This window comes from Woodsholea maritima DSM 17123 (genome assembly GCF_000382325.1).
In the GTDB taxonomy this organism is placed as follows: domain Bacteria; phylum Pseudomonadota; class Alphaproteobacteria; order Caulobacterales; family Maricaulaceae; genus Woodsholea; species Woodsholea maritima.
In genome coordinates this window covers 942,039-967,732 of record NZ_KB908056.1, presented here as the reverse complement: position 1 = coordinate 967,732, position 25,694 = coordinate 942,039, and the positions used below count along the sequence as shown (strand labels likewise).

Annotated in this window: 28 protein-coding genes; 13 read left to right on the top strand and 15 right to left on the bottom strand. The window is 53.7% G+C overall.

Translation table 11 applies throughout. The features are described from left to right. Position 1: 1 nt before the first annotated feature. The gene (locus H151_RS0104575; RefSeq protein WP_019960464.1) at positions 2 to 922 is read right to left on the bottom strand and encodes a LysR family transcriptional regulator; all 921 of its coding nucleotides are present in this window, start codon (positions 920 to 922) and stop codon (positions 2 to 4) included. Positions 923 to 1,066: 144 nt separating this feature from the next. Here H151_RS0104575 and H151_RS0104570 point away from each other — a divergent pair, with 144 nt between their 5' ends. Further along, positions 1,067 to 1,774, top strand: a complete 708-nt coding sequence (locus tag H151_RS0104570; protein WP_019960463.1) for a type 1 glutamine amidotransferase domain-containing protein — start codon at positions 1,067 to 1,069, stop codon at positions 1,772 to 1,774. Positions 1,775 to 1,958: 184 nt separating this feature from the next. Here the strand turns inward: H151_RS0104570 and H151_RS0104565 are convergent, their stop codons facing one another. From H151_RS0104565 to H151_RS15455, 3 genes are read right to left on the bottom strand one after another with little or no spacing between them, the layout of a single operon-like run. Then, positions 1,959 to 2,648, bottom strand: a complete 690-nt coding sequence (locus H151_RS0104565; RefSeq protein WP_019960462.1) for a Smr/MutS family protein — start codon at positions 2,646 to 2,648, stop codon at positions 1,959 to 1,961. Beyond that, a complete protein-coding gene (mltA, locus tag H151_RS0104560; RefSeq protein ID WP_019960461.1) occupies positions 2,645 to 3,832 on the bottom strand; it encodes a murein transglycosylase A in 1,188 nt (395 codons plus the stop codon). Before mltA ends, H151_RS0104565 begins: the two co-directional genes overlap by 4 nt. Before the next feature lie 16 nt (positions 3,833 to 3,848). Further along, positions 3,849 to 4,520 (bottom strand): Tim44/TimA family putative adaptor protein, encoded by a 672-nt coding sequence (locus H151_RS15455; RefSeq protein ID WP_019960460.1) that lies wholly within the window; start codon positions 4,518 to 4,520, stop codon positions 3,849 to 3,851. Between the two features lie 262 nt (positions 4,521 to 4,782). Here H151_RS15455 and secB point away from each other — a divergent pair, with 262 nt between their 5' ends. Beyond that, positions 4,783 to 5,283 carry a protein-export chaperone SecB gene (secB, locus tag H151_RS0104545; RefSeq protein WP_019960458.1) on the top strand — a complete coding sequence of 167 codons (501 nt, stop codon included), beginning with the start codon at positions 4,783 to 4,785 and terminating at the stop codon, positions 5,281 to 5,283. 34 nt (positions 5,284 to 5,317) lie between these two features. On the opposite strand, the gene dnaQ is transcribed toward secB, so the two are convergent. Genes dnaQ through H151_RS0104520 form a run of 5 tightly spaced genes read right to left on the bottom strand, consistent with a single transcriptional unit; the run spans position 5,318 to position 8,868 of the window. Then, on the bottom strand, positions 5,318 to 6,010 hold the full coding sequence (gene dnaQ, locus H151_RS0104540) for a DNA polymerase III subunit epsilon (protein ID WP_019960457.1): 693 nt from the start codon (positions 6,008 to 6,010) through the stop codon (positions 5,318 to 5,320). Positions 6,011 to 6,016: 6 nt separating this feature from the next. Beyond that, positions 6,017 to 6,613: a dephospho-CoA kinase gene (gene coaE, locus H151_RS0104535; protein WP_019960456.1), complete on the bottom strand. Its 597-nt coding sequence runs from the start codon at positions 6,611 to 6,613 to the stop codon at positions 6,017 to 6,019. A gap of 2 nt (positions 6,614 to 6,615) precedes the next feature. Then, a complete protein-coding gene (gene aroE / locus H151_RS15450; RefSeq protein WP_019960455.1) occupies positions 6,616 to 7,446 on the bottom strand; it encodes a shikimate dehydrogenase in 831 nt (276 codons plus the stop codon). Positions 7,447 to 7,450: 4 nt separating this feature from the next. Then, positions 7,451 to 8,038, bottom strand: coding sequence for a Maf family protein (locus H151_RS0104525; protein ID WP_019960454.1), 588 nt, complete (start codon positions 8,036 to 8,038; stop codon positions 7,451 to 7,453). Next, a complete protein-coding gene (locus tag H151_RS0104520) occupies positions 8,035 to 8,868 on the bottom strand; it encodes a pyruvate, water dikinase regulatory protein (RefSeq protein ID WP_019960453.1) in 834 nt (277 codons plus the stop codon). Before H151_RS0104520 ends, H151_RS0104525 begins: the two co-directional genes overlap by 4 nt. Before the next feature lie 501 nt (positions 8,869 to 9,369). Here H151_RS0104520 and hemE point away from each other — a divergent pair. The 5 genes from hemE to H151_RS0104490 all read left to right on the top strand — a co-directional run bounded on the left by hemE (position 9,370) and on the right by H151_RS0104490 (position 14,319). Then, complete coding sequence (gene hemE / locus H151_RS0104515) at positions 9,370 to 10,404, top strand: uroporphyrinogen decarboxylase (protein WP_019960452.1); 1,035 nt, start codon at positions 9,370 to 9,372, stop codon at positions 10,402 to 10,404. Positions 10,405 to 10,424: 20 nt separating this feature from the next. Next, the gene (hemH, locus tag H151_RS0104510; RefSeq protein WP_019960451.1) at positions 10,425 to 11,462 is read left to right on the top strand and encodes a ferrochelatase; all 1,038 of its coding nucleotides are present in this window, start codon (positions 10,425 to 10,427) and stop codon (positions 11,460 to 11,462) included. Between the two features lie 16 nt (positions 11,463 to 11,478). After that, positions 11,479 to 11,925 carry a protoporphyrinogen oxidase HemJ gene (hemJ, locus tag H151_RS0104505; RefSeq protein ID WP_019960450.1) on the top strand — a complete coding sequence of 149 codons (447 nt, stop codon included), beginning with the start codon at positions 11,479 to 11,481 and terminating at the stop codon, positions 11,923 to 11,925. 346 nt (positions 11,926 to 12,271) lie between these two features. After that, positions 12,272 to 13,528 carry a transcription termination factor Rho gene (rho, locus tag H151_RS0104495; protein WP_026353822.1) on the top strand — a complete coding sequence of 419 codons (1,257 nt, stop codon included), beginning with the start codon at positions 12,272 to 12,274 and terminating at the stop codon, positions 13,526 to 13,528. 161 nt (positions 13,529 to 13,689) lie between these two features. Continuing rightward, a complete protein-coding gene (locus H151_RS0104490; protein ID WP_019960447.1) occupies positions 13,690 to 14,319 on the top strand; it encodes a glutathione S-transferase family protein in 630 nt (209 codons plus the stop codon). A gap of 265 nt (positions 14,320 to 14,584) precedes the next feature. On the opposite strand, the gene H151_RS0104485 is transcribed toward H151_RS0104490, so the two are convergent. From H151_RS0104485 to H151_RS0104475, 3 genes are all read right to left on the bottom strand, one after another. Further along, positions 14,585 to 15,475: a LytR/AlgR family response regulator transcription factor gene (locus H151_RS0104485; RefSeq protein ID WP_019960446.1), complete on the bottom strand. Its 891-nt coding sequence runs from the start codon at positions 15,473 to 15,475 to the stop codon at positions 14,585 to 14,587. 76 nt (positions 15,476 to 15,551) lie between these two features. Then, positions 15,552 to 16,511 carry a glycerophosphodiester phosphodiesterase family protein gene (locus H151_RS16850; RefSeq protein ID WP_019960445.1) on the bottom strand — a complete coding sequence of 320 codons (960 nt, stop codon included), beginning with the start codon at positions 16,509 to 16,511 and terminating at the stop codon, positions 15,552 to 15,554. Between the two features lie 2 nt (positions 16,512 to 16,513). Further along, complete coding sequence (locus H151_RS0104475; RefSeq protein WP_019960444.1) at positions 16,514 to 17,200, bottom strand: dienelactone hydrolase family protein; 687 nt, start codon at positions 17,198 to 17,200, stop codon at positions 16,514 to 16,516. Positions 17,201 to 17,283: 83 nt separating this feature from the next. On the opposite strand from H151_RS0104475, the gene H151_RS0104470 reads away from it, so the two are divergent. The 6 genes from H151_RS0104470 to H151_RS0104445 all read left to right on the top strand — a co-directional run bounded on the left by H151_RS0104470 (position 17,284) and on the right by H151_RS0104445 (position 23,307). Next, the gene (locus H151_RS0104470) at positions 17,284 to 17,526 is read left to right on the top strand and encodes a DUF6489 family protein (RefSeq protein ID WP_019960443.1); all 243 of its coding nucleotides are present in this window, start codon (positions 17,284 to 17,286) and stop codon (positions 17,524 to 17,526) included. A gap of 3 nt (positions 17,527 to 17,529) precedes the next feature. Further along, entirely contained in the window at positions 17,530 to 18,864 is a 1,335-nt protein-coding gene (gene mnmE / locus H151_RS0104465; RefSeq protein WP_019960442.1) for a tRNA uridine-5-carboxymethylaminomethyl(34) synthesis GTPase MnmE, read from the top strand. Between the two features lie 124 nt (positions 18,865 to 18,988). Continuing rightward, on the top strand, positions 18,989 to 20,881 hold the full coding sequence (mnmG, locus tag H151_RS0104460; protein WP_019960441.1) for a tRNA uridine-5-carboxymethylaminomethyl(34) synthesis enzyme MnmG: 1,893 nt from the start codon (positions 18,989 to 18,991) through the stop codon (positions 20,879 to 20,881). Between the two features lie 23 nt (positions 20,882 to 20,904). Beyond that, a complete protein-coding gene (gene rsmG / locus H151_RS0104455; protein WP_019960440.1) occupies positions 20,905 to 21,537 on the top strand; it encodes a 16S rRNA (guanine(527)-N(7))-methyltransferase RsmG in 633 nt (210 codons plus the stop codon). Beyond that, positions 21,527 to 22,357: a ParA family protein gene (locus H151_RS0104450; protein WP_019960439.1), complete on the top strand. Its 831-nt coding sequence runs from the start codon at positions 21,527 to 21,529 to the stop codon at positions 22,355 to 22,357. Before rsmG ends, H151_RS0104450 begins: the two co-directional genes overlap by 11 nt. Further along, positions 22,354 to 23,307, top strand: a complete 954-nt coding sequence (locus tag H151_RS0104445; RefSeq protein ID WP_019960438.1) for a ParB/RepB/Spo0J family partition protein — start codon at positions 22,354 to 22,356, stop codon at positions 23,305 to 23,307. The genes H151_RS0104450 and H151_RS0104445 overlap by 4 nt, the downstream gene beginning before the upstream one ends. Before the next feature lie 127 nt (positions 23,308 to 23,434). Here the strand turns inward: H151_RS0104445 and H151_RS0104440 are convergent, their stop codons facing one another. Genes H151_RS0104440 through lptE form a run of 3 tightly spaced genes read right to left on the bottom strand, consistent with a single transcriptional unit; the run spans position 23,435 to position 25,667 of the window. Beyond that, positions 23,435 to 24,100: a pseudouridine synthase gene (locus H151_RS0104440; protein WP_019960437.1), complete on the bottom strand. Its 666-nt coding sequence runs from the start codon at positions 24,098 to 24,100 to the stop codon at positions 23,435 to 23,437. A gap of 2 nt (positions 24,101 to 24,102) precedes the next feature. After that, a complete protein-coding gene (gene holA / locus H151_RS0104435) occupies positions 24,103 to 25,149 on the bottom strand; it encodes a DNA polymerase III subunit delta (protein ID WP_019960436.1) in 1,047 nt (348 codons plus the stop codon). 2 nt (positions 25,150 to 25,151) lie between these two features. Next, the gene (lptE, locus tag H151_RS0104430; RefSeq protein WP_019960435.1) at positions 25,152 to 25,667 is read right to left on the bottom strand and encodes an LPS assembly lipoprotein LptE; all 516 of its coding nucleotides are present in this window, start codon (positions 25,665 to 25,667) and stop codon (positions 25,152 to 25,154) included. Positions 25,668 to 25,694: the final 27 nt, after the last annotated feature.

Here is a 25,694-nt window from a genome sequence, read left to right as displayed (position 1 = left end):
TCTAAGCCGCTGGGGACGCCTCAGCGGCTTTTTTCATGGCTTTCGCGGCCTTGACCGTATCGAACACATGATCAATGGCGCGGCGCACCCGCAAGGGCATGTGTCGGCGCTCTGGATAGACGATCCAGCTGGAACGGGTCTTATCCTCATAACCCTCTAAGATTGGGGTCAGGGCACCGGCCGCGAGCGCTTCACGCAAACTTTCGCGCGGGGTATAGACCACGCCCAGGCCCGCCATCGCGCCTGTGCACAGCGCGCTGGCGTTATTCGTGATCCAGGGGCCTTTTACCCGCACATCAATAGGGACTTGGGTTTCAATATCTTGAAAGGTCCACACGGCTTGATTGGTGCGTAGGCACGCATGATGCTTCAGCTCATCAGGATGGCGCGGCATCCCAGCGCGCGCCAGATAGGCCGGAGCCGCAGCACAGACCATATCGCGTGTACAGAGCTTGCGCGCAATCAAGCCATTTTCCGCCAGCACGCCATAACGGATTGCGAAATCAAAGCCTTCATCAATCAAATTCACATTACGCGCATTAAAATCCAGCTCAATCTCAACGCCGGGATTTTGGGCGGCAAATTGCGCCAAAGCCGGGGCGACATAATATTCCGCCATCGCCCCACCGGCGGACACACGAATTTTACCCCTTAAATGCGCCTCTAAGCCCGCTACCACCTGATCGGCATCGGCCATGGCGCTGGCGATATCGCTCATCCGGGCGAAATAAATCTCGCCGGCTTCGGTTACACGCACCAAGCGGGTCGAGCGCGCCAACAGTTTCACGCCCAACCGGTCTTCCAGCTGCGCCACTTGGCGCGAGACATGAGAGGTCGAGACCCCCAGGCGCTTAGCCGCCGCGGTGAACCCCCCCGTCTCCACGACGCACAGAAACTCCGCAATGCCATCCCAAGCCGCCATGGCGCACTCCATTATTGCTCATCAGCAATAATATATCCCAAAATTACCCCCTAATCACCCATGTGGAACAAACTATATACCCCCTATCAAGATTTGTTTGAGGCGCACTCAGCTCAGAGGTGGCCTTACCATAAGGAGACAACGATGACACACTCTGTGGCGAAATCCGTTTTGATGGTTTTGACCTCCCATGATCGCTTGGGCAATACGGGCGAAAAAACCGGATTTTGGCTGGAAGAATTCGCAGCCCCCTATTATGCATTGAAGGATAAAGGCTACGAGATCACTTTGGCCTCCCCAAAAGGCGGCCAACCCCCGCTCGATCCCAAAAGCTCCGCACCTGAAAGCCAGACTGAGGCGACCCGGCGTTTTAACGAAGACAGCGCCAGCCAACATCAATTGGCCACCACCGTGAAACTGGCTGACGTCAAAGCCGATGACTTTGATGCGGTCTTTTATCCGGGTGGGCATGGCCCGTTATGGGATCTGGTGTCTGACCCCCATTCCATCGCCTTGATCGAAGCCTTCTGGGGGCAAAACAAGCCGATTGCCGCCGTGTGTCACGCGCCTATCGTCCTGGCCAACACCAAGGATAAAAACGGTGACTATCTGGTAAAGGGCCGTAAAGTCACAGGCTTTACCAATGAGGAAGAAGATGCTGTGGGCCTTACCGACATCGTGCCTCTTCTGGTGGAAGATACTCTGATCGATCGTGGTGGGCGCTATGAAAAGGGGGACGCCTTTGCGCCCTATGCCATCCAAGATGGTCTGTTAATCACGGGTCAAAACCCAGCATCCTCAGAGCCCACGGCAGAATTGTTGATTGAAGCGCTCATCTCCGTTCCAGCGTAATTCATAGCATTAAGGGCACGGTTCATCCGTGCCCTTAATTTATGCAAATTGCTATAAAGTTTTTATAAGGTTAATTCTTTACTCGATATTTACTCTGTTTAAATTATGTTTACCATAACTTACACCTAAACCGCGCAAACTTATCAAGTTCGCTCCGTCTTGTTTTGATACAGGGTAAACGGGCCTAAGACTGGCGTAGCATCACATAAAACGCCCCATCGCCGCCATGACGCATATGGGCACTGGCAAAGCCAGAGACAAAGGGCGCTAAATCCGGCTCACTCAGCCAAAGACTAAAATTGCGCCGTAAAACGCCCGGCAAGGCGCGCTCATCAGGATGCCAGGGTTGAAAGCGCCGCTCATCGCGTGTGCGCTTATTGGCTCCCTTGCCGGTAATGACCAGCACAGTTTTCTTCCCGCTGTCATGGGCGCGGGTGATAAAGGCGCGCAATTCATGGCGGGCCTCTGCCTGGGTCAGACCATGCAGATCAATGCGAGCGTCCACCTCAACCTGACCACGGCGGATTTTCTTTTCCGGCCCGCGATCCACAGGCTGGGGGTTATGGCGTTTTTTGCGCTGATCGGCCTGGAATTCAGCCAAAGCGCGCGCCATGACCTCGCGCGAAGCCCCACCATAGCCCTTGACCATGGCTTGATAATCTTCAGGACTAGCGTCTGGGGCTTTTTTCAAGCGATAGGCCGAACGCGCCCCGCGCTTGGCGCGCGCAGGCGTGACATCCTCGTCGGCACTGTCGCTCACAGGCTCAACCGGTGGGGCAGGCGCTTTCTTGATCGGTTTTACACTGCGGGTAATCTGGTCCCAAATTTGGCGATCTTCAGAAGATAATCCGAATTTAGGGCGCTTAGGGGTCACGATATCCTGCGTGCGAGATGATGGGGTAGAAAGATGGTCCAGCGGGCCTGGGCATTTTGCCGACCCGAGCGACGTTCAGCCGCCTCACCCCAACCATAAAACATGTCCCCGCGCAAGGGTCCGGTGATTGCGCCCCCGGCATCCTGGGCAATGACCAGACCGGTCCAGTTGGGCGCTTCGGCCAAATCTGATTCAATCCAAATCGGCGCACCCAGCGGATAAAGATTGCGATCAACCGCCAAACTCGCCAGCGGTGTTAGGGGCACGCCCTGCGCACCGACGGGTCCAAGATCATGATTGTCTATCGGAATAAGGCGAAAGAAGACATAGCGCGGGTTTTCATTGAATAAATCGCGCCAGGCCGATGGCCCACGCGCCCACAGCCAATTTTCAATATCCTGTTTCGAAGCGCGATGAGGATCCAGCTCCCCGCGATTGATCAGAACCCGGCCGATGGAGACATAACTATAGCCATTATGGGCAGCAAAGGCCGCACGCGCTTCACGGCCATCTTCAAAACGCAAACGCCCAGAGCCTTGAACCTGAAGGAAGAAAACATCAATCGGATGGCCCCAGGCCAAAGGCGCACCCAGATCATAACTTTCAATATCGCCGCGCGGACCTACATCCGCAGTCTTTTCGCTATAAGGATCATAGCCTTGATCGAGGCCCGCGATCAGTTGACCGACATCACCGGAAAAGAGATCGCCCGGCACCGCGCGGATCGCCATGGAATACTCGCTATCGGGCTGTGAGCGCACATCAATAATCGGCTCATAATAGCCCGTTAGCTTGCCCTCACCGCCCAATTCGACCGGCGTGAAATGGTCTTCAAAAAAGGTGCGCGCGTCCGCTTCACTGACCGCGCCATAGCTTAAAGCCTGCGCGGCGGCGCAAATATCCAGCCAATCGCCAATGCGGCCCGCATAGGGCGTATTGGGCGATAAAGGATCAGAGGGATTGCGCCGCACAATATAAGTGCACGATTGTAAGAAAGACGTCAGGGCAGGGCGCGGATCATGATAGCCCCAACCTGAAACCTGGCGATAATCGACCACATGGCCTTGGCTCACCCTTTGGGCGGGCGGGGTATAGGAGGGGCTGGAAGGTGTATAGCGCCCCGAGCTGGTGGACCCCCCCGAAGATGCGCAGGCCGCCAATGTTAGACAACCTGCCAAAATCATAAATTTCGCCAGAGCGTTAAGCGTCGTCTTCCGGTTTAACCCCGGCCAGAACCCAGTTTGGATTATCGCTCGCCACATCCCGCTCGAAGCTCCATGTTTCTTTCACGCTTTGCAGGGTCGACCAGTCCCCGGCAATGCGTTCACCCGCCGCATTCTTGGTTTCTGTCGCCAAATCACTGGCGAAGTAAACCTTCACCCGCGCGCGCCCCTTATTAAGGCTGGCATGGGTGATTTTGACATCGGCAAAACGCTCCACCTGGGTTTTCATGGTTTCACCCCGGCTTTCGCGATCGCCAATCGCTTGAGAATAAGCGTTAAACACTCTTTCGGATAACAGAGGCTTAAGAGCCTCACGATTGCCTTCAGCAAACGCCTCAACAATCATGCGATAGGCGCCCTTAGCCCCTTCGACAAAATTTACCGGCTCAAAAGCGCGATCTTCGGCTTCAATCGATTTCAAGCCATCGGCCACTTCACGGTCATAGCGTTGAAAAACCTCAGGGCGAATAATCGAGGTCTCTTTATTCTTATCGAGATCTTCATTATGGCCATAAGGACCGCGGTAATCAGGGTCTTCATGGGTTTCATCTTCACCCATATACCCCGTGGGTCGGCCCAAGACCCGAAACAGGAACACACCTAAAACCACCGCAATCGCGGCGAAAAAGACAATTTGTAAAACGTCCATGATGATCCCTTATGGCTTTGGCTTAAGATATAAGCGTGTTTTGACGGCGCGTCAGCCTAAACCGACTTATAAAGATGGCTTATCTCATCATTTTGCGCAGATATAGATAAGCCAACGTGCTTTGAAACCCCCGTTCTGCACGCGCGAAATGAAGCGCTACGCTTGTCAGAACCCGGCCCCCATGCTACGCGCGGCTCAGCTCTAGATTTAAGGATTGATGATCTTCAATCCTCGTTTTGTTTGTAACCTTCGAGATATTCTTATGACTGATGCACCTGCAACACCTGAAGCGCCACAACAACCCCAAGGCCCACAAATCCGGGTTATGGGTCAATACATCAAAGACTTATCCTTTGAAAATCCAGGTGCTCCAGAGAGCCTGCGTCCAGGTGCCAGCCAGCCCAATATTGATCTGACGATTGATGTTCAGGCGCGCAAACTTGACGAACAAACCTATGAAGTCGCTTTGGTTCTGGGCGCGAATGCCAAGCGCGATGATGCGGCCCTGTTTGTGGCTGAGCTGGTCTATGCGGGCCTGTTCCAAATCACTGGCATTGATGATGTCAGCCGCGAGCCCTTCTTGCTGATCGAATGCCCGCGCCTGCTCTTCCCATTTGCCCGCCGGATCCTGGCCGATGCGACCCGCGATGGTGGCTTCCCGCCTCTGATGTTGGAGCCTGTTGATTTCGCAGCGCTTTACCGTCGTCAATTGGCCGAGCGGTCTATGGCTGGCCAACAAGATGGCCCTGTAGGCAACGCCTAAGCGATCACGACAGGCGCGAAGACCAAAGGGGGGCCTAGAGCCCCCCTAATTTTTGCCACAGGGTTTCACTGGGGAGCCCCGCTAAAAAGGCCTTGTGAGCCTCATGCTCCTCAGTCGTTGAGAAGGGTGCCAAAGGATTGGGCCGTGCCGGGCGTTTGGGAAAAACAACCTTGCCCGCTTCATGCTGGGAGCGATGAAATTCCAGGCGCCGTTCACGCCCGCCATTCAGCTCCAGATACACCTCGGCCAACAGATAGGCGTCGATCAAGGCCCCGTGCTTAGTCCGACTTTCTAGCGAGACATTGAAACGCTTACACAAAGCATCCAAGGAGGCCGGAGCACCGGGAAAGCGCGTGCGCGCCATCGCTGCGGTATCTTTAAAGCGCTCAACCGGATAAGTCGGCTTACCCAGGCGCGCCATTTCCATATTGATAAAGCCCATATCAAAGGGCGCATTATGGGCGACCATCACCGAATCGCCCACGAATTCAATGAAATCATCGGCGATTTGATGGAATTTCGGGCAATCTTTCAGCATCTCATTGGTGTGGCCGGTGACCTGGGTCACTTCCTTTGGGATGATGCGTTCTGGATTGATGAGCTGGCGATAATCACGGCCCGTCGGGATCATATCAATGACTTCCACACAGCCCAATTCGGTAATGCGATCACCGCCCTGGGCATGAAAGCCCGTGGTTTCGGTATCGAAAATAATCTCTCTGGCCATGCGCGTCTAAGATCCTTTGACGGATAAATTTTCGATCAAAGTTTGCAAGTGTTCGCGCACCACTTCCAGCCCCTGACTGGTATCAATTACCGCATCGGCGCGCGCACGCTTGTGCGCATCGGGCATTTGCCGCGCAACAATGGCGGCAAATTTCGCCTCACTCATACCCTCACGCGCCAGAACCCGCGCACGCTGATGGTCCTCAGGCGCGGACACCACCCAAATCACATCACATAGACGATCAAGCCCGGCCTCAAACAACAAGGGTATATCAAGGATAACCAAAGTGTGGCCGTTGGCTTCTGCCTCAGCGAAGAAGGCCTGACGAGCCTCATCCACCAAAGGATGGACGATCGCTTCAAGATCGGCGAAGCCCTTCGGATCGTCATTTAAAGCCTGCGATAACAAAACGCGATCAATGGCACCCTTGTTAAGGGCTGAAGGAAAGCGCGCGGCAACAGGTTCGACCGCCTTACCGCCTTGAGCATAAAGATCGGCGACGGTCTGATCGGCATCAAACACCGGATAACCCATATCAGCCAACATCTTGGCGGTAGTGGATTTTCCCATTCCTATCGAACCGGTCAGGCCAATTTTAATCATGGCTATAGCCCCAGCGCGGACACTAAAGTTTCGCGCACGCTTTGATCTGAGGGCTCCACCGGTTTAACGCCAAAGAAGGCTTCAAAGGCGGGACGCGCCTGGCCGATCAACATCTCTAACCCATCAATCGTTGTAAGCCCTACGGCCTCAGCATCGTCCAAAAGCTGGGTTTTCAAGGGATTATAGACCATATCAAACACGCTGGCACGCGCATCCACGCCCTTCAAATCCAGATGCAAAGGGTTTTGCCCTTTTAATCCCATCGATGTGGCATTGATGATCAAACCACATGCCTCAACCGCGCGTTTATCCTGCCACTCATAAATCTGGGCAGAGGGGCTGAGCATTTGCGCCAAATCCTCTGCGCGTTCGCGGGTGCGATTAGTAAGGCGAATGTTAGAAAACCCTAAGCTTTTAAGGGCGGTGAGGGCAGCGCGGGCCGCACCCCCAGCCCCCAGAACCAAGACGGGAAGATCACGATGTGTAACCGGCTCAAGCGCCGTTTCTATGCCAATTACATCGCTATTATCACCATGGATATGCCCGTCCTTAAAGGTCAGAACATTCACCGCACCAACAGCTTTTGCGCGGTCACTTAAGATATCCGCGATCTTCAGCGCCGCTTCCTTATGAGGCAGGGTCACATTGACACCCACCACGCCCATATCCGGCAAGGTCTTGATGACGCGGGAAAAATCCTCGGGCTTGACCGCAAAGGCACAATAGCGCCCATCACACTGGGTGGCGGCCAGCCATTGGTCCATCATCACCGGCGATAAGGAATGGGCCACCGGCCATCCAACAACACCCGCCAAAGGCATGGGTAAGGCCATGGCTTTACTCCGCAATTACGCCCTGACGGCGCAAAAACCCTAACAAGGCAATCAAATCCAAGCCCAAAATAGCGTAATAATCGCCCTCAACCTGGTCAAACAATTGCGCGCCCAGGCCTTCAAAGGCATAGGCCCCTACGCTTTGGGTCAAAATATCCCCGGCCTTGATCATGTAATCGTCTAAAAACGCATCAGAAAACGCGCGAACCTGTAAATAGGCCACACTTTGATGGCGCCAGATCACTTCCCCATTAAGCGCTGCGGCGAGCCCCCCTTTCAGCGCATGGCGTTTGCCGCGAAACGCCACTAACCGCGCGCGCGCCTCTTCAGGGGTTTTGGCCTTATCAAACAAGTGCCCATCCAGATCTAAGACCTGATCGCCGCCGATCACGATCTGATCTGCGCGCCGACGTGACACGTCCAACGCTTTTTCATCGGCCAAGGCCTGGGCCAGATCGCCCAGATCCAAACCTTTAAACTGTTGTTTTAAAATATCTTCATCAACTTTAGCCGGATCGACATCAAAGCTAAGCCCAGCTTGAGTTAAAATGGCCCGGCGTGAGGCCGAGCCCGAGGCGAGAATAAAACTCATGATAAATTCGCTTTATGTTCAGTCAGGAGGTTGATGACCTTCGCGGCCGTTTCTTCAATGGAGCGCCGGGTGACATCAATGGTCGGCCAACCATGGCGGGCATAAAGCCGCTTGGCATAGATAATTTCATCGCGTACGGCGTCTTCTTCAATATAATCCGTTGAGCGCTCTTCTTGTAGATTTAACAAGCGATTACGGCGAATTTGGATAATCCGTTCCGGCGAGGCTGTCAGCCCGACAATCAAGGGTTTTTTCAATTCAAACAGGATGGGCGGCAAGGGCGCATCCTTGACAATCGGCACATTGGCCGCGCGGATCCCACGATGGCCCAGATACACGCAGGTTGGTGTTTTCGAGGTCCGGCTAACCCCCATCAAAATCACTTCAGCCTTCGCCAAATGCTCGCCCTGACCATCATCATGGTTCATGGAGTAATCCATCGCCTCAATCCGGCGATAATAATCCGCATTCAACTGACGCTGCGCGCCCGTGCGCCCCAACATGGGCGCACCGAGATAGCCCGATAGCGTCGCCTGGATCGGATCCAGGATCGCAATGGCTGGCATACCCAGCTGAGCGCAGCGATCTTCCAACGCTTCACGCAATTCATTATTGACCATAGTAAACATGACGATACCTGGATAAGCCGCCACATGATCCAGCGCCCGCTCCAAGGTACGTGGACTTCTGACCAGCGCATAGAGATGTTCAATCGGGCGGGCATGTTCAAACTGCACCACCGAGGCGCGCATTACCGCCATCAAGGTTTCCCCGGTCGAATCTGAAATCATATGAACGTGAAAATGGACCGGAAGAGAGGGGGCAGCCATGGCCGGAAGGCTCCGTTACGCGAAGGGTGAGGGGCGTTAGGTATAAGTTTTGCGCACGCGGCTGTGAAGAGGGTGTGGACAATTGGCTCAGTTTTCCCCGCTAAACACTTACTTCATTTATTGAATTCGTTTCTTCGCCCGTCATGCACCTTTATGAGATTTGTTTTACCCATAAGGACCTATTTGGCACAGGGCTGTGAGAAGCAATATTCAGTGAACGGTGTTTTAAACATCGACCCACAGGCCGGTATGACTTTTTATCGCTTGTAAATTTTGGTTAATAAAATCTTAATATCGCGATTATCCCCGGTCATACCGCCGCAGTGTGCAAGTGCTTATCCCCAGGGTCTGGATAATGGGGAGTAATCCGGGTATGGCCTGTTGTCCACATTACCCACGCCCCTACGACTCCTTCTATTTTTAAGAGTCTAATAGAAAGAATTGAAGGACGGGTATGACCGGGTGTGAATAGTCATACCCAAAGCCTATGGAGCATGAGCGGTGAACCAAGATAAAGCCCTGTTAAAGGTCCTTCGTGGGGAGTGTGTCTCTCCGCCTCCGATCTGGTTGATGAGACAGGCAGGACGCTATTTACCCGAATATCGCAAGGTTCGCGCCACTCAACCCGATTTCATCAGCTTTTGTCTGAACCCAGAGGCAGCCAGCGAAGTCACTTTGCAGCCCATCAGACGTTATGGCTTCGATGCCTCTATCGTTTTTGCCGATATTCTTCTTACGCCCATGGCGTTGGGCCAGAAAGTCTGGTTCGTGAAAGGCGAAGGGCCAAAATTAGAAGCGGTCGATCCAACCCGGCTCAATCATCTTTCAACCACGGGCGCGATGGATCATCTGGCTCCGGTTGGTGAAACGCTTTCCATTTTGCGCCGTGAATTACCCTCCAGCTGTACTTTGATCGGCTTTGCCGGATCACCCTGGACGGTGGCGACCTATATGGTTGAAGGCGGCGGCAGTAAGGATAAATGGGCGGTGCGTCAGGCCGCTTGGAAAGATCCCGCGCGCTTTGATGATCTGTTAAGCCTGTTGATCGAGGTAACGGCCGATTATCTGATCATGCAAGCCAATGCGGGCGCAGAGGTTTTAAAACTGTTCGATAGCTGGGCTGAAGGTCTTCCAGATCCTTTGTTTGATCGGGTGATCATTGGCCCGACCCGTGCTATCATTGAAAAAGTGCGCGCCGCAGGTATTGAGGCCCCGATTATTGGCTTTCCGCGCGGGGCTGGCCCGAATTATGTCGCCTATGCCAAGGAAACCGGAATTACGGGCCTGGCGCTTGATCATGGGGTGTCAACGCGTTGGGCGATTGAGGCTTTACCGCGTGATTTACCCGTGCAAGGCCAGCTCGATCCGGCCGTGTTGAAGGTGGGCGGTGCGATTTTAGCCGATGAAGTACAGCGATTACGCGCCGCCTGGAAAGATCGGCCCTATATCTTCAACCTGGGACATGGCATTACACCGGATGTGCCACCCGAGCATGTTGATCAGCTGATGGCGCTGGTGCGCGCGTCGGATCATTAAAACAATAGGGAGGAACGACGATGGGCCGCAAAATTGCCGTGGTTTTATTTAATCTGGGTGGACCAGATCTGCCCGAAGACGTTCAGCCCTTTTTGCAAAACCTGTTTCGTGATCCCGCGATTATCAATCTGCCGGGATTGATCCGTGAGCCTTTGGCCTGGATCATCTCGAAAAAGCGCGCGCCTGAAGCTCAGGTGAATTACGATAAGATGGGTGGGGGCTCGCCCTTGCTGCCCGAAACCAAAAAACAAGCCGATGCCTTGAAGGCGCAGCTACAGGCCCTCTCGCCTGATGATGAGTTTCAAATCATTATCGCCATGCGGTATTGGCATCCTTTTGTTGAAGAAGCCGTTGAGTTGGTCAAAGAATTTGAACCCGATGAAACCGTGCTGCTGCCGCTTTATCCGCAGTTTTCAACGACCACGACAGGATCGTCTTTAACGGCCTGGACCAAAGCCGGGGGCGGTCCTGCACGGACCATTTGTTGTTACCCACAAGAGGGTGATTTCATCAAAGCCCATGCCGAACTGATTTTGAAAAGCTGGAAGGCGGCCGGATCACCTGAAGGGGTGAGGGTGCTGTTCTCGGCCCATGGCTTGCCGGAGAAAATCATTGAAGCCGGTGACCCTTATCAGTGGCAGGTTGAACGCACGGTTGAAGCTGTGCGTCAGTATTTGCCCGCGTTTGACGATATCGAGATTTGCTATCAATCGCGCGTGGGTCCGTTGAAATGGATCGGGCCATCGACGGATGAGTGTGTGATTCGCGCCAGTGAAGCGGGCCGCCACATTCTATTGGTCCCGATTGCCTTCGTCTCTGAGCATATCGAGACTTTGGTGGAGCTGGATGAAGAATATTATGAGCTTGCCCAAGAACATAAGGTTCTGGGCTATACCCGTGTTCCCACACTGAGTGTCAATGCCGGCTATATCAAAGCGCTCAGCGCATTGACCTTGGAGGCGTTGGAGGGTGATGTGGGGATTAAACCGCCTCAGGGTGCGCGCCTGTGCCCGGCACACTGCACTCAATGTCCGGCCAAGCTTGATCCAGTAGCCTAGAATTAAGGTATTGATGATGCAAGATTTTCTATTAAATCACTATTTGTGGATCAAGGGTTTCCACATTGCCGCCGTGATTTTCTGGATGGCGGGCATGCTCTATTTGCCGCGCCTGTTTGTCTATCATCATCGTGCTATACCGGGCGGTGAACTGGAAGAGGCTTTGCTGATCCAGGAACGTAACCTGTTAAAGATCATCATTAATCCTTCGATGATTGCGGTCTGGTTGTTGGCGGCCTTGATGATGTTCGCCAATCCCAGTTTATTCACAGCCGGTTGGTTTCATGTTAAATTGATGCTCGTGATCATTCTTTCTGGAATACATGGCTTTTACGTGAGTTCGCAGAAGAAATTTGCGCGGGGTGAGCGCCCACGCAGCGAAAAATTCTGGCGGATCATGAATGAGGGACCGGCGATCCTGGTTTTGATCCTGGCCCCTTTAGCGATTGTGAAGCCATTCTAAGATTAAAGCGCTTGACGCAACCTTTCGCCTATGTCAGGCATTAAAAGATCCGAATGGACCTTACCTATTGCCTTGGACAGCGCGACTTGTGATGTGACGCGCTCAGGTACCAACAATTTTCATCATCGCCGCCATTCAACCGTGACGGCATAAAACCTGCAACCTGCCCCGCATGTTGCACCATTTTGGGAAGCGTATCTTCATACGGTGCCCTGAAAATGGCGCAGCAGGCCGCCAACCTTCCTTTCAAAAAAGAACACTCATGTCAGTCGAAGAAAATATCGAGAGCCCAGACGAGATCGAAACCAGCGCCCATGAACGTCCGCGCGGCGATGGGCCTCTGCGTATGTCCTTGCAAGAATTGAAGGAAAAATCACCCGCTGATCTCTTGCAATTGGCCGAAAGCCTGGATATCGAAAACGCCTCTTCGATGCGCAAGCAAGGCATGATGTTTGCGATTTTGAAAGAGTTGGCTGAGCAGAGCACCGAGATTTACGGCGGCGGCACGCTGGAGGTTCTGCAAGACGGCTTCGGTTTCCTGCGTTCGCCTGAAGCCAACTATTTGGCCGGTCCGGATGATATTTATGTTTCGCCCTCGCAGATCCGCAAATTTGGTCTGCGCACTGGCGATTCAGTGGAAGGCGAAATCCGCTCTCCGCGCGATGGCGAGCGCTATTTCGCACTTCTTAAAGTCAACTCGATCAATTTTGAAGAGCCGGAAAAAGCCCGTCACAAAGTTCACTTTGATAACCTGACGCCGCTTTATCCCAATGAGCGCTTCATTATGGAATTGCCTGATCCGACCAAGAAGGATCGCTCTGGCCGGGTTATTGATATCGTTTCGCCTTTGGGCAAGGGTCAGCGCGCGCTGATCGTGGCCCCGCCGCGTACCGGTAAAACGGTTCTTCTGCAAAATATTGCCCATGCCATCGAAACCAATCACCCTGAATGCTACCTCATCGTTCTGCTGATTGATGAGCGGCCCGAAGAGGTGACGGATATGCAGCGCACGGTGAAGGGTGAGGTTGTTTCCTCGACCTTTGATGAACCGGCCTCACGTCACGTTCAGGTCGCAGAAATGGTGATCGAGAAAGCCAAGCGCTTGGTTGAACATGGCCGCGATGTGGTGATCTTGCTCGATTCTATTACCCGTCTGGGCCGAGCCTATAACACCGTAGTGCCCAGCTCTGGTAAGGTTCTCACCGGCGGTGTGGATGCCAATGCCTTGCAACGCCCCAAACGCTTCTTCGGGGCCGCGCGTAATATTGAAGAGGGCGGCTCTCTCACCATTATCGCCACCGCCTTGATTGATACCGGTAGCCGGATGGATGAGGTGATCTTTGAGGAATTCAAAGGCACTGGTAACTCCGAAGTCGTGCTGGATCGTAAGGTCGCCGATAAGCGCGTCTTCCCGGCGATTGATATTCTCAAATCCGGTACGCGTAAGGAAGAATTGCTGGTCAACAAAGTTGATCTACAAAAAACCTATGTGCTCCGGCGCATTCTCAATCCGATGGGTCCGCAAGATGCCATTGATTTCTTACTCAGCAAAATGCGCGAGACCAAAACCAATTCCGATTTCTTCGACAGCATGAACACCTAAGGGGTTCATGGCCTTGGATTTATTAAAAGCCGGTCTCGATTGAGGTCGGCTTTTTTGTCATTGGAGTTATTCAAAAATATTATCGGGCTATTCAATCTTGAAGATCGCCATTGAGGCCTCTGATTTATAACACTCTTATTAAAGCTAGGAGGAGAGGGCCGATGACCATCCCTAATATTACGCTATATCACGCCGCTGGCAGCCGTTCGATCCGGGTGCGCTGGACCTTAGAAGAGATGGGATTACCCTATAAGTTGGAGCGTTTAACCCTGGCAGTGGGCCAAACCGGGGGTCCAGCCTATACGGCGATCCATCCCAGTAATAAGCTTCCCGCGATGATCGTTGGCGATGAGATCATTTTGGAATCGCTGGCCTGTATTGAATATTTGATCACTAAATTTGGCCCAACCGATTTGGCAATCTCCTCTGATCATAAGCTTTATGGGCGCTATTTAGAGCTTTTCCATTTTGGCGAAAGCGGGATGACGATGGCCATGAATTTGCTGATCGCCCATCTTCTTTTGTTGCCTGAAGAGCAACGCAGCAAGCGCTTAGCGGACTGGGCACGCAGTGAAATGGATAAACACATCAATTATTTAATGGTGCGCTCTTTGGGTGATGGGCGTCCCTGGATGATTGGAGATCAATTTACCGCCGCAGATATTAGCGTGGGCTATATGATGTTCTTGTTGAAAATCCTGAAAATCCTGCCCGATTTACCACAAGAAATCCGTGATTATTTTGATCGGGTCACCACACGCGAAGCCTGGATAAAATCAAGCTTTGATTAGATGAGGGTAAAGAAAGCAGGCGGGGGTTGGCCCCGCCTGGCTGCAAACTCAGCAAAGGTATCTGATCGGAGAATCCAGTCCTAAACAGATGCCTAGGTGGGAAATCATCAAAGGCTATTGCCAGATCCAAAATTTACCCGAGCTGGATCTCCGCGTGCACCTTAGCTAAACTCTGAATAAACGGCGAGTTACAATGGTATAACAATTCAGTAAGACGGGATGAAGGGATGGTGGGATAGAATAAAAAGATCTTGAAGATTCAACCTTATGTTGATGAAGTTAAGGCGTTTAATAAACCTAAGCGATAGCGTGCTGACACCGGAAATGTATGACCACTGGTTAAAGTTAGCGCATGAGGATGGCGCCCCCCTTGAAGGGTTTTAATCGCGTTCAATCGCACGATATGCGAGCGATGTATTCGAAAGAAACCCTGATCAACAAGGTCTTTCATTATTTTCGTAAGCGTCGAACGGTGCAAGATTTCCCGTTCTGCTGTTATTAATGCGACATAATTGGCTTGAGATGATACGGCTAAAATATCGCTTATGGTAATGCGTTCGCTGTGATCATTATGGCGAACATGAATATGTGAATTCATCTCAAGGTTGCTGTGCGGGTGTGTATGTAAATAGCGGATCGGATCATCGAATTGTTCGAGCATTTGATCACGCGCTGTTTTAATAACTTCCACGCGCTGTTTTAAGCCATGAACACAACCGGCTAAATAGACAAAACCAAACATGGCAAAATCCCACATCCAGTCTTGTAAGCGGGTTGATTGGATGAAGCCCAGAAAACCTTGGGCGCGCATCGCGCCAAAGACGATGCTAGCATAAAGAACAATAAGGGCGAAGATCAGGACAAAATAACCTGATGAAATAGCGACAATGAGGGCTAAAGGTTTCGGATTTTTAAAAAGATGGCTGGCGCGGAAGAAGAGTGGGATCGCAAAGATCAACCAGGGCATAAAGCCTAAAGCGAAGCCTTGTAAAATGGGACTATAGCCGCCTTGATACTCATTGCGCAGGGCATCAATGTAAAAGGCGAAGGCGAAAGAAAATACGGTCAAAAGCCAATATCCCCCAAGTAGGGCGATATTTTTGAGTGTCCATTCAGCCTTTATCAGGCGAAAAATTTCTTGTGTGTGTGCCCCCATGGCGTGTCCCCGATTTTTGATCCTTGGCTAAAGTTTAGCGCAAAGTCCGTACCAGGGACACAGGGTTATGATTGGTTTAAGCGGGGCAGTGCGCTAGAAGATTATCCAGGGACGAACGGGTCTCTAGGGCCGCACTGGCCGCTGGGACATTATCGACCGAGATAATCTCTGCGCCATTGTGCGCGAAGGCGACATAATCGAAGTCCGCATCATTTTCGGCGCGGAAATCAGCATAGCTGGTTTCGATACCCTCTGCTGCCAGGTGCGCGTCAAACTCCCGATTGCCTTGGCCCAGACCCAACCAGGTGACGATACGGGTAAGATCAACATCGCCCGCTTTAAACGCTTCCAGATCGGCCTCATCGCGCATTCCGGCAGACAGCATCATTTCCGGGGCCAGATGGTGCAGGGTCAAAGCTTGCTCGGTAGTGTAGCTGATCAGAAGGACCCGATCCTCAGCGCCCGCTTCACGTACATTGGCGACGATGACTTCTGGGTCCACGCCCTTGATGTCGAGCTGGGCGATACCGATGCCATCGAGGGCGGCGAGGGCTTCAGCCAAGGTTGGAATACGATCTTCAGTCGGCTGACCTTCTTCATCGATCAATGTCAGTTGCGAGAGGGCCTCCCATGTCAAAGCGCTGGCCTCGCCTTCGCCATTGGTTGTGCGATCAAGCGTTTCATCATGGAGAAGGAAAAGCGTACCATCGGCGGATTGACGCACATCAATCTCAAAGAAATAGGCCCCATCTGCGCTGGATGCGGCGATCGCGCTGAGAGAGTTTTCTGCAATACCTGCACGCGGTCCGGCCCGGTGGGCGGAGATCAGCGTGACATTTTGCTCCCGCGCGCAGTCCATGAAATCGGCTAAGGTGAGGCTAGGTGAAGCCCCTTCACTTGCGTTGTCACTATGGTGCTCGATTGCGGCTGGCGCGTGGGCATCAACAACTGGATTTTGAGTTTGTGCAGGTTCAGAGCAGGCGCTTAGCGCGGCGCAAAGACCCAAAGCGGATGTGAGAAGGAAAGAACGCATCATTATTATGCCCCCAAATGCGTGCGGAAGAAATCAAAGCTTCGTTGATAGGCGGTCTTTGCATCATCCTGATGAAAATGGGCTCCATCCGGGCGCGCAAAGGCGTGGTCGCGTTCGGGATAATCATAAAGTGTGACAAAGTCATGGGTGTCGAGCACGCGATGAATTTTCGATTGGGCCTCATGCGGGACATATTCGTCTTGACCGGCGGTGTGCAACATCAGGGGATGACGAATGGCTTCGGCCTTGGTCAGCATGTTTTCAATGCCCACGCCATAAAAGCCGACAACCGCATCACAATCGGTATCTGTGGCGGTGCGATAGGCGAGATAGCCGCCTAAGCAAAACCCCATCGCGCCAACCTTTCCCGCCTGCAGGGTGCGTGAATGGGCGAGGGTTGCGGCGATATCGCGTAGGCCATGATCGATATTGAAGTGTGCGAAATAGGCAAAAGCCTGTTTTAAATCCTCAGGGTTATGATCATCGAGCTCTATACCCGGTTCAAACTGATGAAAAAGATCGGGGCAGAGCGCTGTAAAACCCTCACTCGCGAGCCGGGTACAGGTTTCGCGCATCACACCATTAATGCCAAAGATTTCTTGGATCACCAGGATGATGGGGCCAGAGCCCTCCTTATACGCTTTAAAGTTGGAACCATCCGTGGTGGGAATATCGATATATTGACCAGCCAAGATCTACATCCTTATCTAGGGACAGGGGCACAAGGCGTGCTATTGTTGTTTCACGTGGAACACTAATCGAGACGAGGGCGGTGATGAAGGTTAAAATTGATATCGAATGTAGCCCGGCTGAGGCGCGTGCGTTTTTTGGCCTGCCCAATATCGAGCCTTTGAATGATAAGCTGGTGGAAGAGATGGGTCGGCGTATGGAAGCCAATATGGATGCGCTGGAGCCAGAGGCTTTGATGCGCAATTGGATGTCCATGGGCGGTGAGATGCAAAAGCAGATGTTCGCTCTCTTCACTCAGGCGGCATCGACTAAACGCTCTGAGGACTAAGCCTTGACGGATACGATCTTTGCCCTGGCCAGTGCGCCGGGGCGTGCCGGTGTGGCTGTTATTCGCATATCTGGCCCCAAGACGGGTGCGATCCTAGAGACTTTAATGGGCACGGCTTTGCCCACACCGCGTCGTGCGCATTTATCGGCCCTCAAAACCGCTGCCGGTGAGGTGTTTGATCAGGGCTTGGTGTTGTGGTTTCCTGCGCCATCGAGCTTTACCGGGGAAGATTGTGGAGAGCTTCAACTCCATGGCGGCCCGGCGGTGATTGAGGCCGCACTCGACGCGATCCGTGCCGCAGGTGGGATCCCGGCCGAAGCGGGTCAGTTTACGCGGCGCGCCTTTGAAAATGGCAAGATGGATTTGACCGAGGCGGAAGGGCTGGCCGATCTGATTGATGCCGAGACTGAGGGTCAACGCGCCCAAGCTCTGGCGCAGATGACGGGGGCCTTGAAGACGCTTTATGAGGGCTGGCGCGAGGATTTAATCACCGTACTGGCGGCCATTGAGGGCGAGATTGATTTCCCCGATGAAGGCGATGTTCCCGATCATTTGGCCCATACCGCTGGTGGAGATCTGGCCCGCGTGATTGCGGCCCTGCGTCTGCATCTTGATGATGATCACCGCGGCGAGCGCGTGCGCGATGGCTTTACCATTGCCCTCATCGGTGAACCCAATGCCGGTAAGAGCTCGCTGCTGAATGCGCTCTCAAAACGCGAAGCAGCGATTGTCACGGATATTCCCGGCACCACGCGTGACATTGTCGAAGTGCGCCAGATCCGCGCTGGCTTCCCCGTTGTTCTTGCCGACACGGCGGGATTGCGAGAAGCCGCAGATATTGTAGAAGCCGAAGGGATACGCCGGGCGCTGGCTAAAGCGGAAGATGCGGATTTGCGGCTGTTGATCATCGATGTTTCACGTGAAACGCCAAGGGCTGAGGCCTTGATGCATTTGCGTGAAGGCGATGCTGTGGTGCTCAATAAGGCAGATTTGGCTCTTGGCGGATCCACTGAACTCCCCGGCTTTGAAGGCGCTGTTTTCACCGTCTCCGCACAATCGGGCGAGGGACTGCAAAAGCTTGAGGATTGGCTCGATTTAACTGTACAAAAGCGTTTATCTTCAAGGGCGTTTCCGGCATTGTCCCGCGCTCGTCACCGCCATGCGGTGGAGGCTGCGCTGTCCGCTCTGATGAGTGCTGAGGCGCAATTATCATATCTCCCTGAACTGGCTGGGGCAGAGGTTCATCGTGCACTGCGGGCTCTTGAAAGCCTCACAGGGCGGGTGGATGTAGAAGATGTCCTTGATCGGGTCTTCTCCCAGTTCTGCATCGGGAAGTAGTGCAATGTTTCACGTGAAACACTACTCGGTCTGACCCGTGCGCGCCTGTGCGCGCAGCGCCCAGATGAAACGATCTGGCGGGTTCAGGATGGGCTTGGCATTAGAAATCGGGTATAAGGCCCCTATGATAGACGCTCTCTCTCCTTCTCACGCACACTCCCAGGAATGGGATGTGATTGTCATTGGTGGCGGCCATGCGGGCTGTGAAGCGGCCAGTGCCGCTGCGCGCATCGGTGCCAAGACCCTGTTGCTGACCCATCGTATCGAAACGATTGGCGAGATGTCGTGCAATCCGGCGATTGGCGGCTTGGGCAAAGGCCATTTGGTGCGAGAGATTGATGCGCTTGATGGGGTGATGGGCCGGGTCAGCGATGCCTCCGGCATTCAATTCCGGATGCTCAACGCTTCAAAAGGTCCGGCTGTACGCGGTCCGCGCACGCAATCGGATCGTAAGCTTTATAAACAGGCCATGGCAAAGGCGCTTCGCGAGACGGACAATCTGTCAATCTGTGCGGCTGCTGCTGAAGATTTGATCATTGTGGAGGGTGAATGTCGCGGTGTGATAGATGGCGCAGGCCATGCCTATCGCGCGGGGGCTGTGGTGCTCACGACCGGTACTTTCTTGAAGGGCATCATTCATCGCGGCGAGGAACGTATTCCGGCGGGCCGAGAGGGCGATCAGCCCGCGATTGGACTCTCTGATCGTCTTTACGGTCTTGGCCTTTCTATGGGGCGCTTGAAGACCGGAACGCCGGCGCGCCTTGATACGCATTCGATTGATTGGGCGAGTTTGGAAATGCAAGAGGCGGATAAGACGCCTGTGCCCTTCTCCTTCATGAATGATGTCATCACCGTGCCGCAAATTGCGTGTGGCATTACACGCACCACTGAAGCGACCCATCAGATCATTGCCGATAATCTCGCCCAGTCTGCGGTTTATAGTGGGTCTATCTCTGGTCGCGGTCCACGCTATTGCCCGTCGATTGAAGATAAGGTCGTGCGTTTTGCGGATCGCACCTCGCACCAGATTTTTCTGGAGCCAGAGGGTCTGGATGATGACACGGTTTATCCCAATGGGATTTCTACTTCGCTGCCGATCCCGGTCCAAGATGCGTTCTTGCGGACCATTCCCGGTTTAGAAGCGGTGAAGGTTAAGCGCTACGCCTACGCCATCGAATATGATTATGTTGATCCGCGCGAGTTGAAAGCGACTTTAGAGGTTCGCGCCTTGCCGCGGCTTTATCTCGCTGGGCAGATCAATGGTACCACGGGGTATGAGGAAGCGGGCGCGCAAGGTCTGATGGCGGGCTTTAATGCCGCGCTTCAGGTGGCGGGCTCTGATCCCTTTATTCTTGATCGCTCTGAAGCCTATATTGGCGTGATGATCGATGACCTGATTACACGCGGTGTCAGTGAGCCTTATCGCATGTTTACATCGCGTGCTGAGTATCGGTTGACGCTGCGCGCGGACAATGCCGATCAACGCCTTACGGCGAAGGGTATTACCCTGAACGCGGTCAGTGTTTCACGTGAAACGCGGTTTACGACCAAGATGGCAGCGCTCACTCTGGCGCGTAAATTTATGGCGGGCCATAGTCTGACCCCGAATGAAGCGCAGAAAATGGGCTTGAGCCTCAACCAAGATGGCAAGCGCCGCACGGCGCTGGACCTTTTGGCCTATCCCACGATTGAATGGGCGGACTTGGCAAAGATCTGGCCAGAAATGACGGGCTGGTCTGATGAGATTGTCGAGCAGGTCAAAATTGATGCGATCTATGATGGTTTTATTGAGCGCCAGAAGGCGGATATCCTCGCTTTCCAACGCGATGAAGGTGTACGCATTCCGCAAGATTTCGATTACTCTGGCGTGGGCGGGCTTTCGAATGAAGTGCGTGAAAAGCTGATCAAGGCACGTCCGGCCACTTTGGGACAAGCGGGCCGTATCGAAGGCGTTACGCCCGGGGCTTTGACAGCACTTTTGGCCCATCTCAAGCGGCATTCCAAACAAGCCTCTTAAAGAATAAGAATGGGGAAGGGGCGATGAGCTTCGATAAATCCGCCTTTTTAGAAGCAACGAATGTTTCACGTGAAACGCTCGACAATTTTCAAACCTGGTATGACCTGTTGGTGGAGACCAATGCGGTAACCAATTTAGTCGGGCGTTCAACCTTGCCAGACTTCTGGTTTCGCCATGCCTATGACAGTGTGCAGGTGTTTAATCACGCACCCCAGGCCAAGCGCTGGCTGGATCTGGGCGCGGGCGCGGGCTTTCCCGGTCTTGCGATTGCTTTTCTGTTGAAAGCGCAAGCCGAGCCTGAGAGCGAAGTGGTGCTGGTGGAATCTATTCATAAAAAAACGGCGTTCTTGAAACAGGTTATAGAAGCGACGGGAGCCCCGGCGCGGGCTTTGGCGATCCGTGCGGAAAGCCTGGATAAAGACCTGACATTTGATGTGGTGACCGCGCGCGCTATGGCGTCTTTAGATAAATTGCTGAGCTATGCCGAGCCCTTCGCCAAGCGGGGTGCAATTTGTTTGTTTCCAAAGGGCGCAAAGCATAAAGAAGAATTGACTGAAGCCCAGAAAAGCTGGAGTTTTGAGTTAGAGGTGTTACCGAGTATGACCTCACCTGATGCTGCCATTCTCAAAATTGAAAGGCTCCGCCGTGTCCGCTGAACCCGTTTCCGGTCCTCCAAAAGTCATTTCCATCGCCAACCAAAAGGGCGGTGTGGGCAAGACCACGACGGCCATCAATCTGGCAACCGCTTTGGCGGCCATTGGCAAAAGTGTTCTGGTGCTGGATTTGGATCCCCAGGGCAATGCCTCCACCGGTTTGGGCGTGCCGCGCTCGGAGCGTAAGGCCACGTCCTACGATATTTTGGTCTCTGAGCGGCCCATGGAAGAGGCTTTGGTAGATACGGCCGTGCCTGGCCTGTCGATCATTCCCTCTGATGTCGATCTCTCAGGCGCTGAGCTGGAGCTTGCCAATGCGCCGCGCCGTTCCTATCGCCTGCGCCATGGGATTGAGCGTTTTCGCCGGACGTTAAAGGCCAAGGGTGCGCATTGCGATTATATCCTGATTGATTGTCCGCCTTCGCTTAATCTGTTGACGGTCAATGCGATGACGGCGTCGAACAGTGTTTTGGTGCCCTTGCAGTGTGAGTTCTTCGCGCTAGAAGGCCTCAGCCAATTGATGCGCACGATTGATCTGGTGAAGGGCAATCTCAACAAGGATCTCGATATCCAGGGCGTGCTTTTGACCATGTATGATAAGCGCAATAACCTTTCCGGCCAGGTGGCGGAAGATGTGCGCACGCATTTTGGCGATAAAGTCTATCAGACCATGATCCCGCGCAATGTGCGTATTTCTGAGGCCCCATCCTTTGGTAAGCCTGTCATTCTTTATGATTTGGCGTGTACCGGCGCGCAAGCCTATATCTCGCTGGCCAAAGAAGTGGTGCGCCAGGAACGCTCTCTTGAAGGAGCCTCAGCATGAGTGTTGAACGCTCTCGCGGCTTAGGCCGTGGTCTATCGGCTTTATTGGGTGAAGGCGCAGATGCCGAGGCGATGCGCGATAGCATGGATCATGGTGAGCCTTCAGCGCGCACAAGCGAACATTCTGGCGCGGGCGTTCGCGTTCTGCCGATTGATCTTTTGGAAGCCAATCCCGATCAGCCGCGCCGGATTTTTACCGAGTCAGAGTTGGAAGAGCTGGCCCAGTCGATCGCAGATAAAGGCCTGTTGCAGCCGATCCTGGTGCGGCCTTTGCCGAAGGATCCTTCGCGCTATCAGATCGTTGCGGGTGAGCGGCGTTGGCGCGCCTCTCAACGTGCGCACTTGCATGAAGTGCCTTGCTTGATCCGTGAGCTTACGGATCGCGAGACCTTAGAAGTCGCGATCGTTGAAAACGTCCAGCGCTCTGATCTTAATCCGGTGGAAGAGGCGCGTGCCTTTCGTCAATTGACCGAGCGCTTTGGCCATACTCAAGAAGATGTGGCCAAGGCCGTGGGTAAAAGCCGGGTGCATGTGGCCAATACTTTGCGCCTCTTAGCTTTGCCGGATCCGGTGCTGGATATGTTGCAAGCGGGTAAAATCACCGCCGGTCATGCGCGCGCCATCGCCAGTGCCCCCGATCCTGCCGCTTTGGCGGTTCAGGTGATGGAGCAGGGCCTGTCAGTGCGGGCCGCGGAAGCCCTGGCGCGTGAAGCCATCAACCCTAAAACACCCGCTGTGAATGGTGCGCGGTCCAACTCGGGCGGCGGTGGGTATAAGGATGCCGATACACGGGCCTTGGAGGTGGACCTTGCTGAGCGTCTTGGCCTCGACATTGATATCCGTCACAAGGGCGAGGCCGGTGAGGTACGTTTACGCTATACCAATCTAGAGCAATTAGACGATATCTGTCGGCGCTTATCCGGTCCCCAAGGTGGAGCGATAGAGTTTTAAGCGCTCTCAGAGCTATGAAAATAAGTAAACCGGTTCAGCAATGTCCGGTTTTCTTTTTATTTTCAGGAAGAAACCGCTATAGATGTTGCGAAGTTAATAAAATTCGAAAGCCCTGTTTTTAAGTCGTTTAGCCCCAAAAATCAGGCTCGCAGCTAAAGCTTTGGGCCAGCCCGGTATTGGGATGCAAAATCGTCAGCTTATAGGCATGAAGACGTAGGCGTTCACTCGCAGCTAGGCTGGCCCCTTCCCCATAAAACCGGTCGCCCAAAATGGGATGGCCCATAACACAGGCATGCACCCTTAATTGATGGGACCGCCCGGTGACGGGTGTGAAGGCAACTCGGGTGAAGGTGTCAAACCGCTGGATGACTTGCCAATGGGTCAGGGCGCGCTTGCCGCGCTCATGACAGACCATTTGCTTGGGTCGGTTGGGCCAGTCACAGATCAAGGGCGCATCGACGCTGCCTTGATCCTCTGTGACTTGTCCCCATAGATCAGCGATATAGGTCTTTTCGGTTTTACGGGTTTCAAACTGGCGCGATAAAAACCGATGGGCGTCCAGATTGCGCGCCATAATCACCAGACCGGATGTGTCCATATCGAGACGATGAACAATCGTGGCACCAGAATGAGCCTCATTAACCCGTGCTTCCAGGCAGTCGCGGTGATCTTCATGCTTACCCGGTACGGTCAAGAGGCCTGAAGGCTTATTGAGCACGATGATATCCCCATCACGGTGGAGGATATTGAGGCGCGGCTCCAAAGGCGGATTATAGATAAAGTCCTCGCTCATGACTAACGTCCGGCCTGGGCCGCACCGCGCGCCAGCCGGATGAGGAGCGCGCCGACGAGGGCTTCGGCAGGGGCACCGGAGCGTTTGATATCGCGCTCGGCCTCAAAGGCGAGATGGCGGGCATGATCTAAACGCCGGCCTTTCCAGCGGGTGGCGGCTTGACGGAATTGATCAGCCGGCGGGCCAAAGCGCGGGGCCCCAGCTTTAGTCAGCGCCATATCATTGCCACCCTGATCATGGAAGATTGCGAATTGATCGATTTTGCGCTGCAAGACCCGCAAAATTGCCACCGGACTGATCCCGGCTTCTATGGCACGGGCATAGCCACGGTCTGCTTTGGCGAGCTGACCCAAGAGGGCCGGTTCAAGGGCTTGATCAAGCGCGGCTTCCGCGCCGATGGCGGACACCGCGGCAATGTCGGCGCGGGTAATGGTATCGGGGCCAGAGCGTTGGCTGGCGAGGCCCTTATAAAGGATCAGTTTTTCAATCTCACCCAAGGCCAGGCGGTGATCGCCTTCTAAAACGGGGCCAAGGGCTTGGCGCGCATCAGGATCAAGGCTTAGCCCTTCGGCTTTGAAATGATCCTCTGCGAGCTTCAAGAGATCACGTAAAGATTCCGCATAGCAGGGCAGAACCAGGCTGATCTTACCATCTTCTACAATCTTGCGCAGCTTGGCGGTTTTTTTGAGATCGCCGCTTTCAATCACCAAGCTGGCCTCGACCGGGGCAGTACCCGCTTCAACCTCGCTGATAAAGCTCGCAACCGGGGCGCTATCGCCATGGAGCCGCAAACGTACCAGGCGCGCTGTGCCCATCATAGAAAGGGCCGCCATGGCATCCGGCAGAGCTGCAGGATCGGCCTTGATGTCCTCTTCTGACAGGCGACTGACAGAAAAAGGGTCATCAATATCGCTCACCAAATGGTGGCAAAGCTCGGTTGCGCGTTCACGCACCAGGCCCAGATCCGGGCCATAAATCAGATAAATCTTGGTCTTGGGGTCCGGGTTTTTAATCCGAGCCGGGATATCCTGGGCGCGAAGTTTAGCCACGCTTATTGCCCGTTTTGACGGCGCTCATAGGCTTGAACCTCTGCGATTAAACGGCGCGCCAAACGATCTGCGGCATCATTGGCGGCGCGAGTTTCCGCGTCCTGGCGTGCGGTATAAAGCGCATAAGGTGAGCGAGGTGCATCATAGAAGGCTGATGTCTTAAACCGTCCTGTCGTGACCTCTTCGCTTCTGCGATCATTAATGAGTTGATAGTTCACTCTGAGATCATAGCGAAAGCGCGAGGCAATATCAGAGGCTGAGATACCAAGACCTGATGATTGGCCGGTTGTTTGAACCACGAGACGATAAGGGCTGGCTTCTTCTACTGAACCAAAAGCGTTTTCAAGCGATTGTTGCAGGAAATAATCAACCCGCTCATCACCGGCTTCAATCTGCATCGCCGTCAGCTGACCCAAGAGGCTTTGATCGCTGTAAAGCGGACGAAACCCACACGCTGAAAGGGTCAGGGTGAGGACGCTGATACCGACAGCAAAGATCAGTTTCGGTGAATTTACCATGAGATCTGCGTCCTCTACTTCAAGCTT

Excerpts from the sequence above, each read along its gene's own strand:
- secB (WP_019960458.1), top strand. The coding sequence starts at position 4,783 with ATGACTGATGCACCTGCAACACCTGAAGCGCCACAACAACCCCAAGGC.
- lptE (WP_019960435.1), bottom strand. The coding sequence starts at position 25,667 with ATGGTAAATTCACCGAAACTGATCTTTGCTGTCGGTATCAGCGTCCTC.
- coaE (WP_019960456.1), bottom strand. The coding sequence starts at position 6,613 with ATGATTAAAATTGGCCTGACCGGTTCGATAGGAATGGGAAAATCCACT.
- aroE (WP_019960455.1), bottom strand. The coding sequence starts at position 7,446 with ATGGCCTTACCCATGCCTTTGGCGGGTGTTGTTGGATGGCCGGTGGCC.
- H151_RS0104445 (WP_019960438.1), top strand. The coding sequence starts at position 22,354 with ATGAGTGTTGAACGCTCTCGCGGCTTAGGCCGTGGTCTATCGGCTTTA.
- dnaQ (WP_019960457.1), bottom strand. The coding sequence starts at position 6,010 with ATGGCCAGAGAGATTATTTTCGATACCGAAACCACGGGCTTTCATGCC.
- H151_RS16850 (WP_019960445.1), bottom strand. The coding sequence starts at position 16,511 with ATGATGCGTTCTTTCCTTCTCACATCCGCTTTGGGTCTTTGCGCCGCG.
- H151_RS0104575 (WP_019960464.1), bottom strand. The coding sequence starts at position 922 with ATGGCGGCTTGGGATGGCATTGCGGAGTTTCTGTGCGTCGTGGAGACG.
- mnmG (WP_019960441.1), top strand. The coding sequence starts at position 18,989 with ATGATAGACGCTCTCTCTCCTTCTCACGCACACTCCCAGGAATGGGAT.
- rho (WP_026353822.1), top strand. The coding sequence starts at position 12,272 with ATGTCCTTGCAAGAATTGAAGGAAAAATCACCCGCTGATCTCTTGCAA.
- H151_RS0104570 (WP_019960463.1), top strand. The coding sequence starts at position 1,067 with ATGACACACTCTGTGGCGAAATCCGTTTTGATGGTTTTGACCTCCCAT.
- H151_RS0104470 (WP_019960443.1), top strand. The coding sequence starts at position 17,284 with ATGAAGGTTAAAATTGATATCGAATGTAGCCCGGCTGAGGCGCGTGCG.
- hemJ (WP_019960450.1), top strand. The coding sequence starts at position 11,479 with ATGCAAGATTTTCTATTAAATCACTATTTGTGGATCAAGGGTTTCCAC.
- rsmG (WP_019960440.1), top strand. The coding sequence starts at position 20,905 with ATGAGCTTCGATAAATCCGCCTTTTTAGAAGCAACGAATGTTTCACGT.
- hemH (WP_019960451.1), top strand. The coding sequence starts at position 10,425 with ATGGGCCGCAAAATTGCCGTGGTTTTATTTAATCTGGGTGGACCAGAT.
- H151_RS0104485 (WP_019960446.1), bottom strand. The coding sequence starts at position 15,475 with ATGGGGGCACACACACAAGAAATTTTTCGCCTGATAAAGGCTGAATGG.
- H151_RS0104490 (WP_019960447.1), top strand. The coding sequence starts at position 13,690 with ATGACCATCCCTAATATTACGCTATATCACGCCGCTGGCAGCCGTTCG.
- H151_RS0104440 (WP_019960437.1), bottom strand. The coding sequence starts at position 24,100 with ATGAGCGAGGACTTTATCTATAATCCGCCTTTGGAGCCGCGCCTCAAT.
- H151_RS15455 (WP_019960460.1), bottom strand. The coding sequence starts at position 4,520 with ATGGACGTTTTACAAATTGTCTTTTTCGCCGCGATTGCGGTGGTTTTA.
- mltA (WP_019960461.1), bottom strand. The coding sequence starts at position 3,832 with ATGATTTTGGCAGGTTGTCTAACATTGGCGGCCTGCGCATCTTCGGGG.
- H151_RS0104520 (WP_019960453.1), bottom strand. The coding sequence starts at position 8,868 with ATGGCTGCCCCCTCTCTTCCGGTCCATTTTCACGTTCATATGATTTCA.
- H151_RS0104525 (WP_019960454.1), bottom strand. The coding sequence starts at position 8,038 with ATGAGTTTTATTCTCGCCTCGGGCTCGGCCTCACGCCGGGCCATTTTA.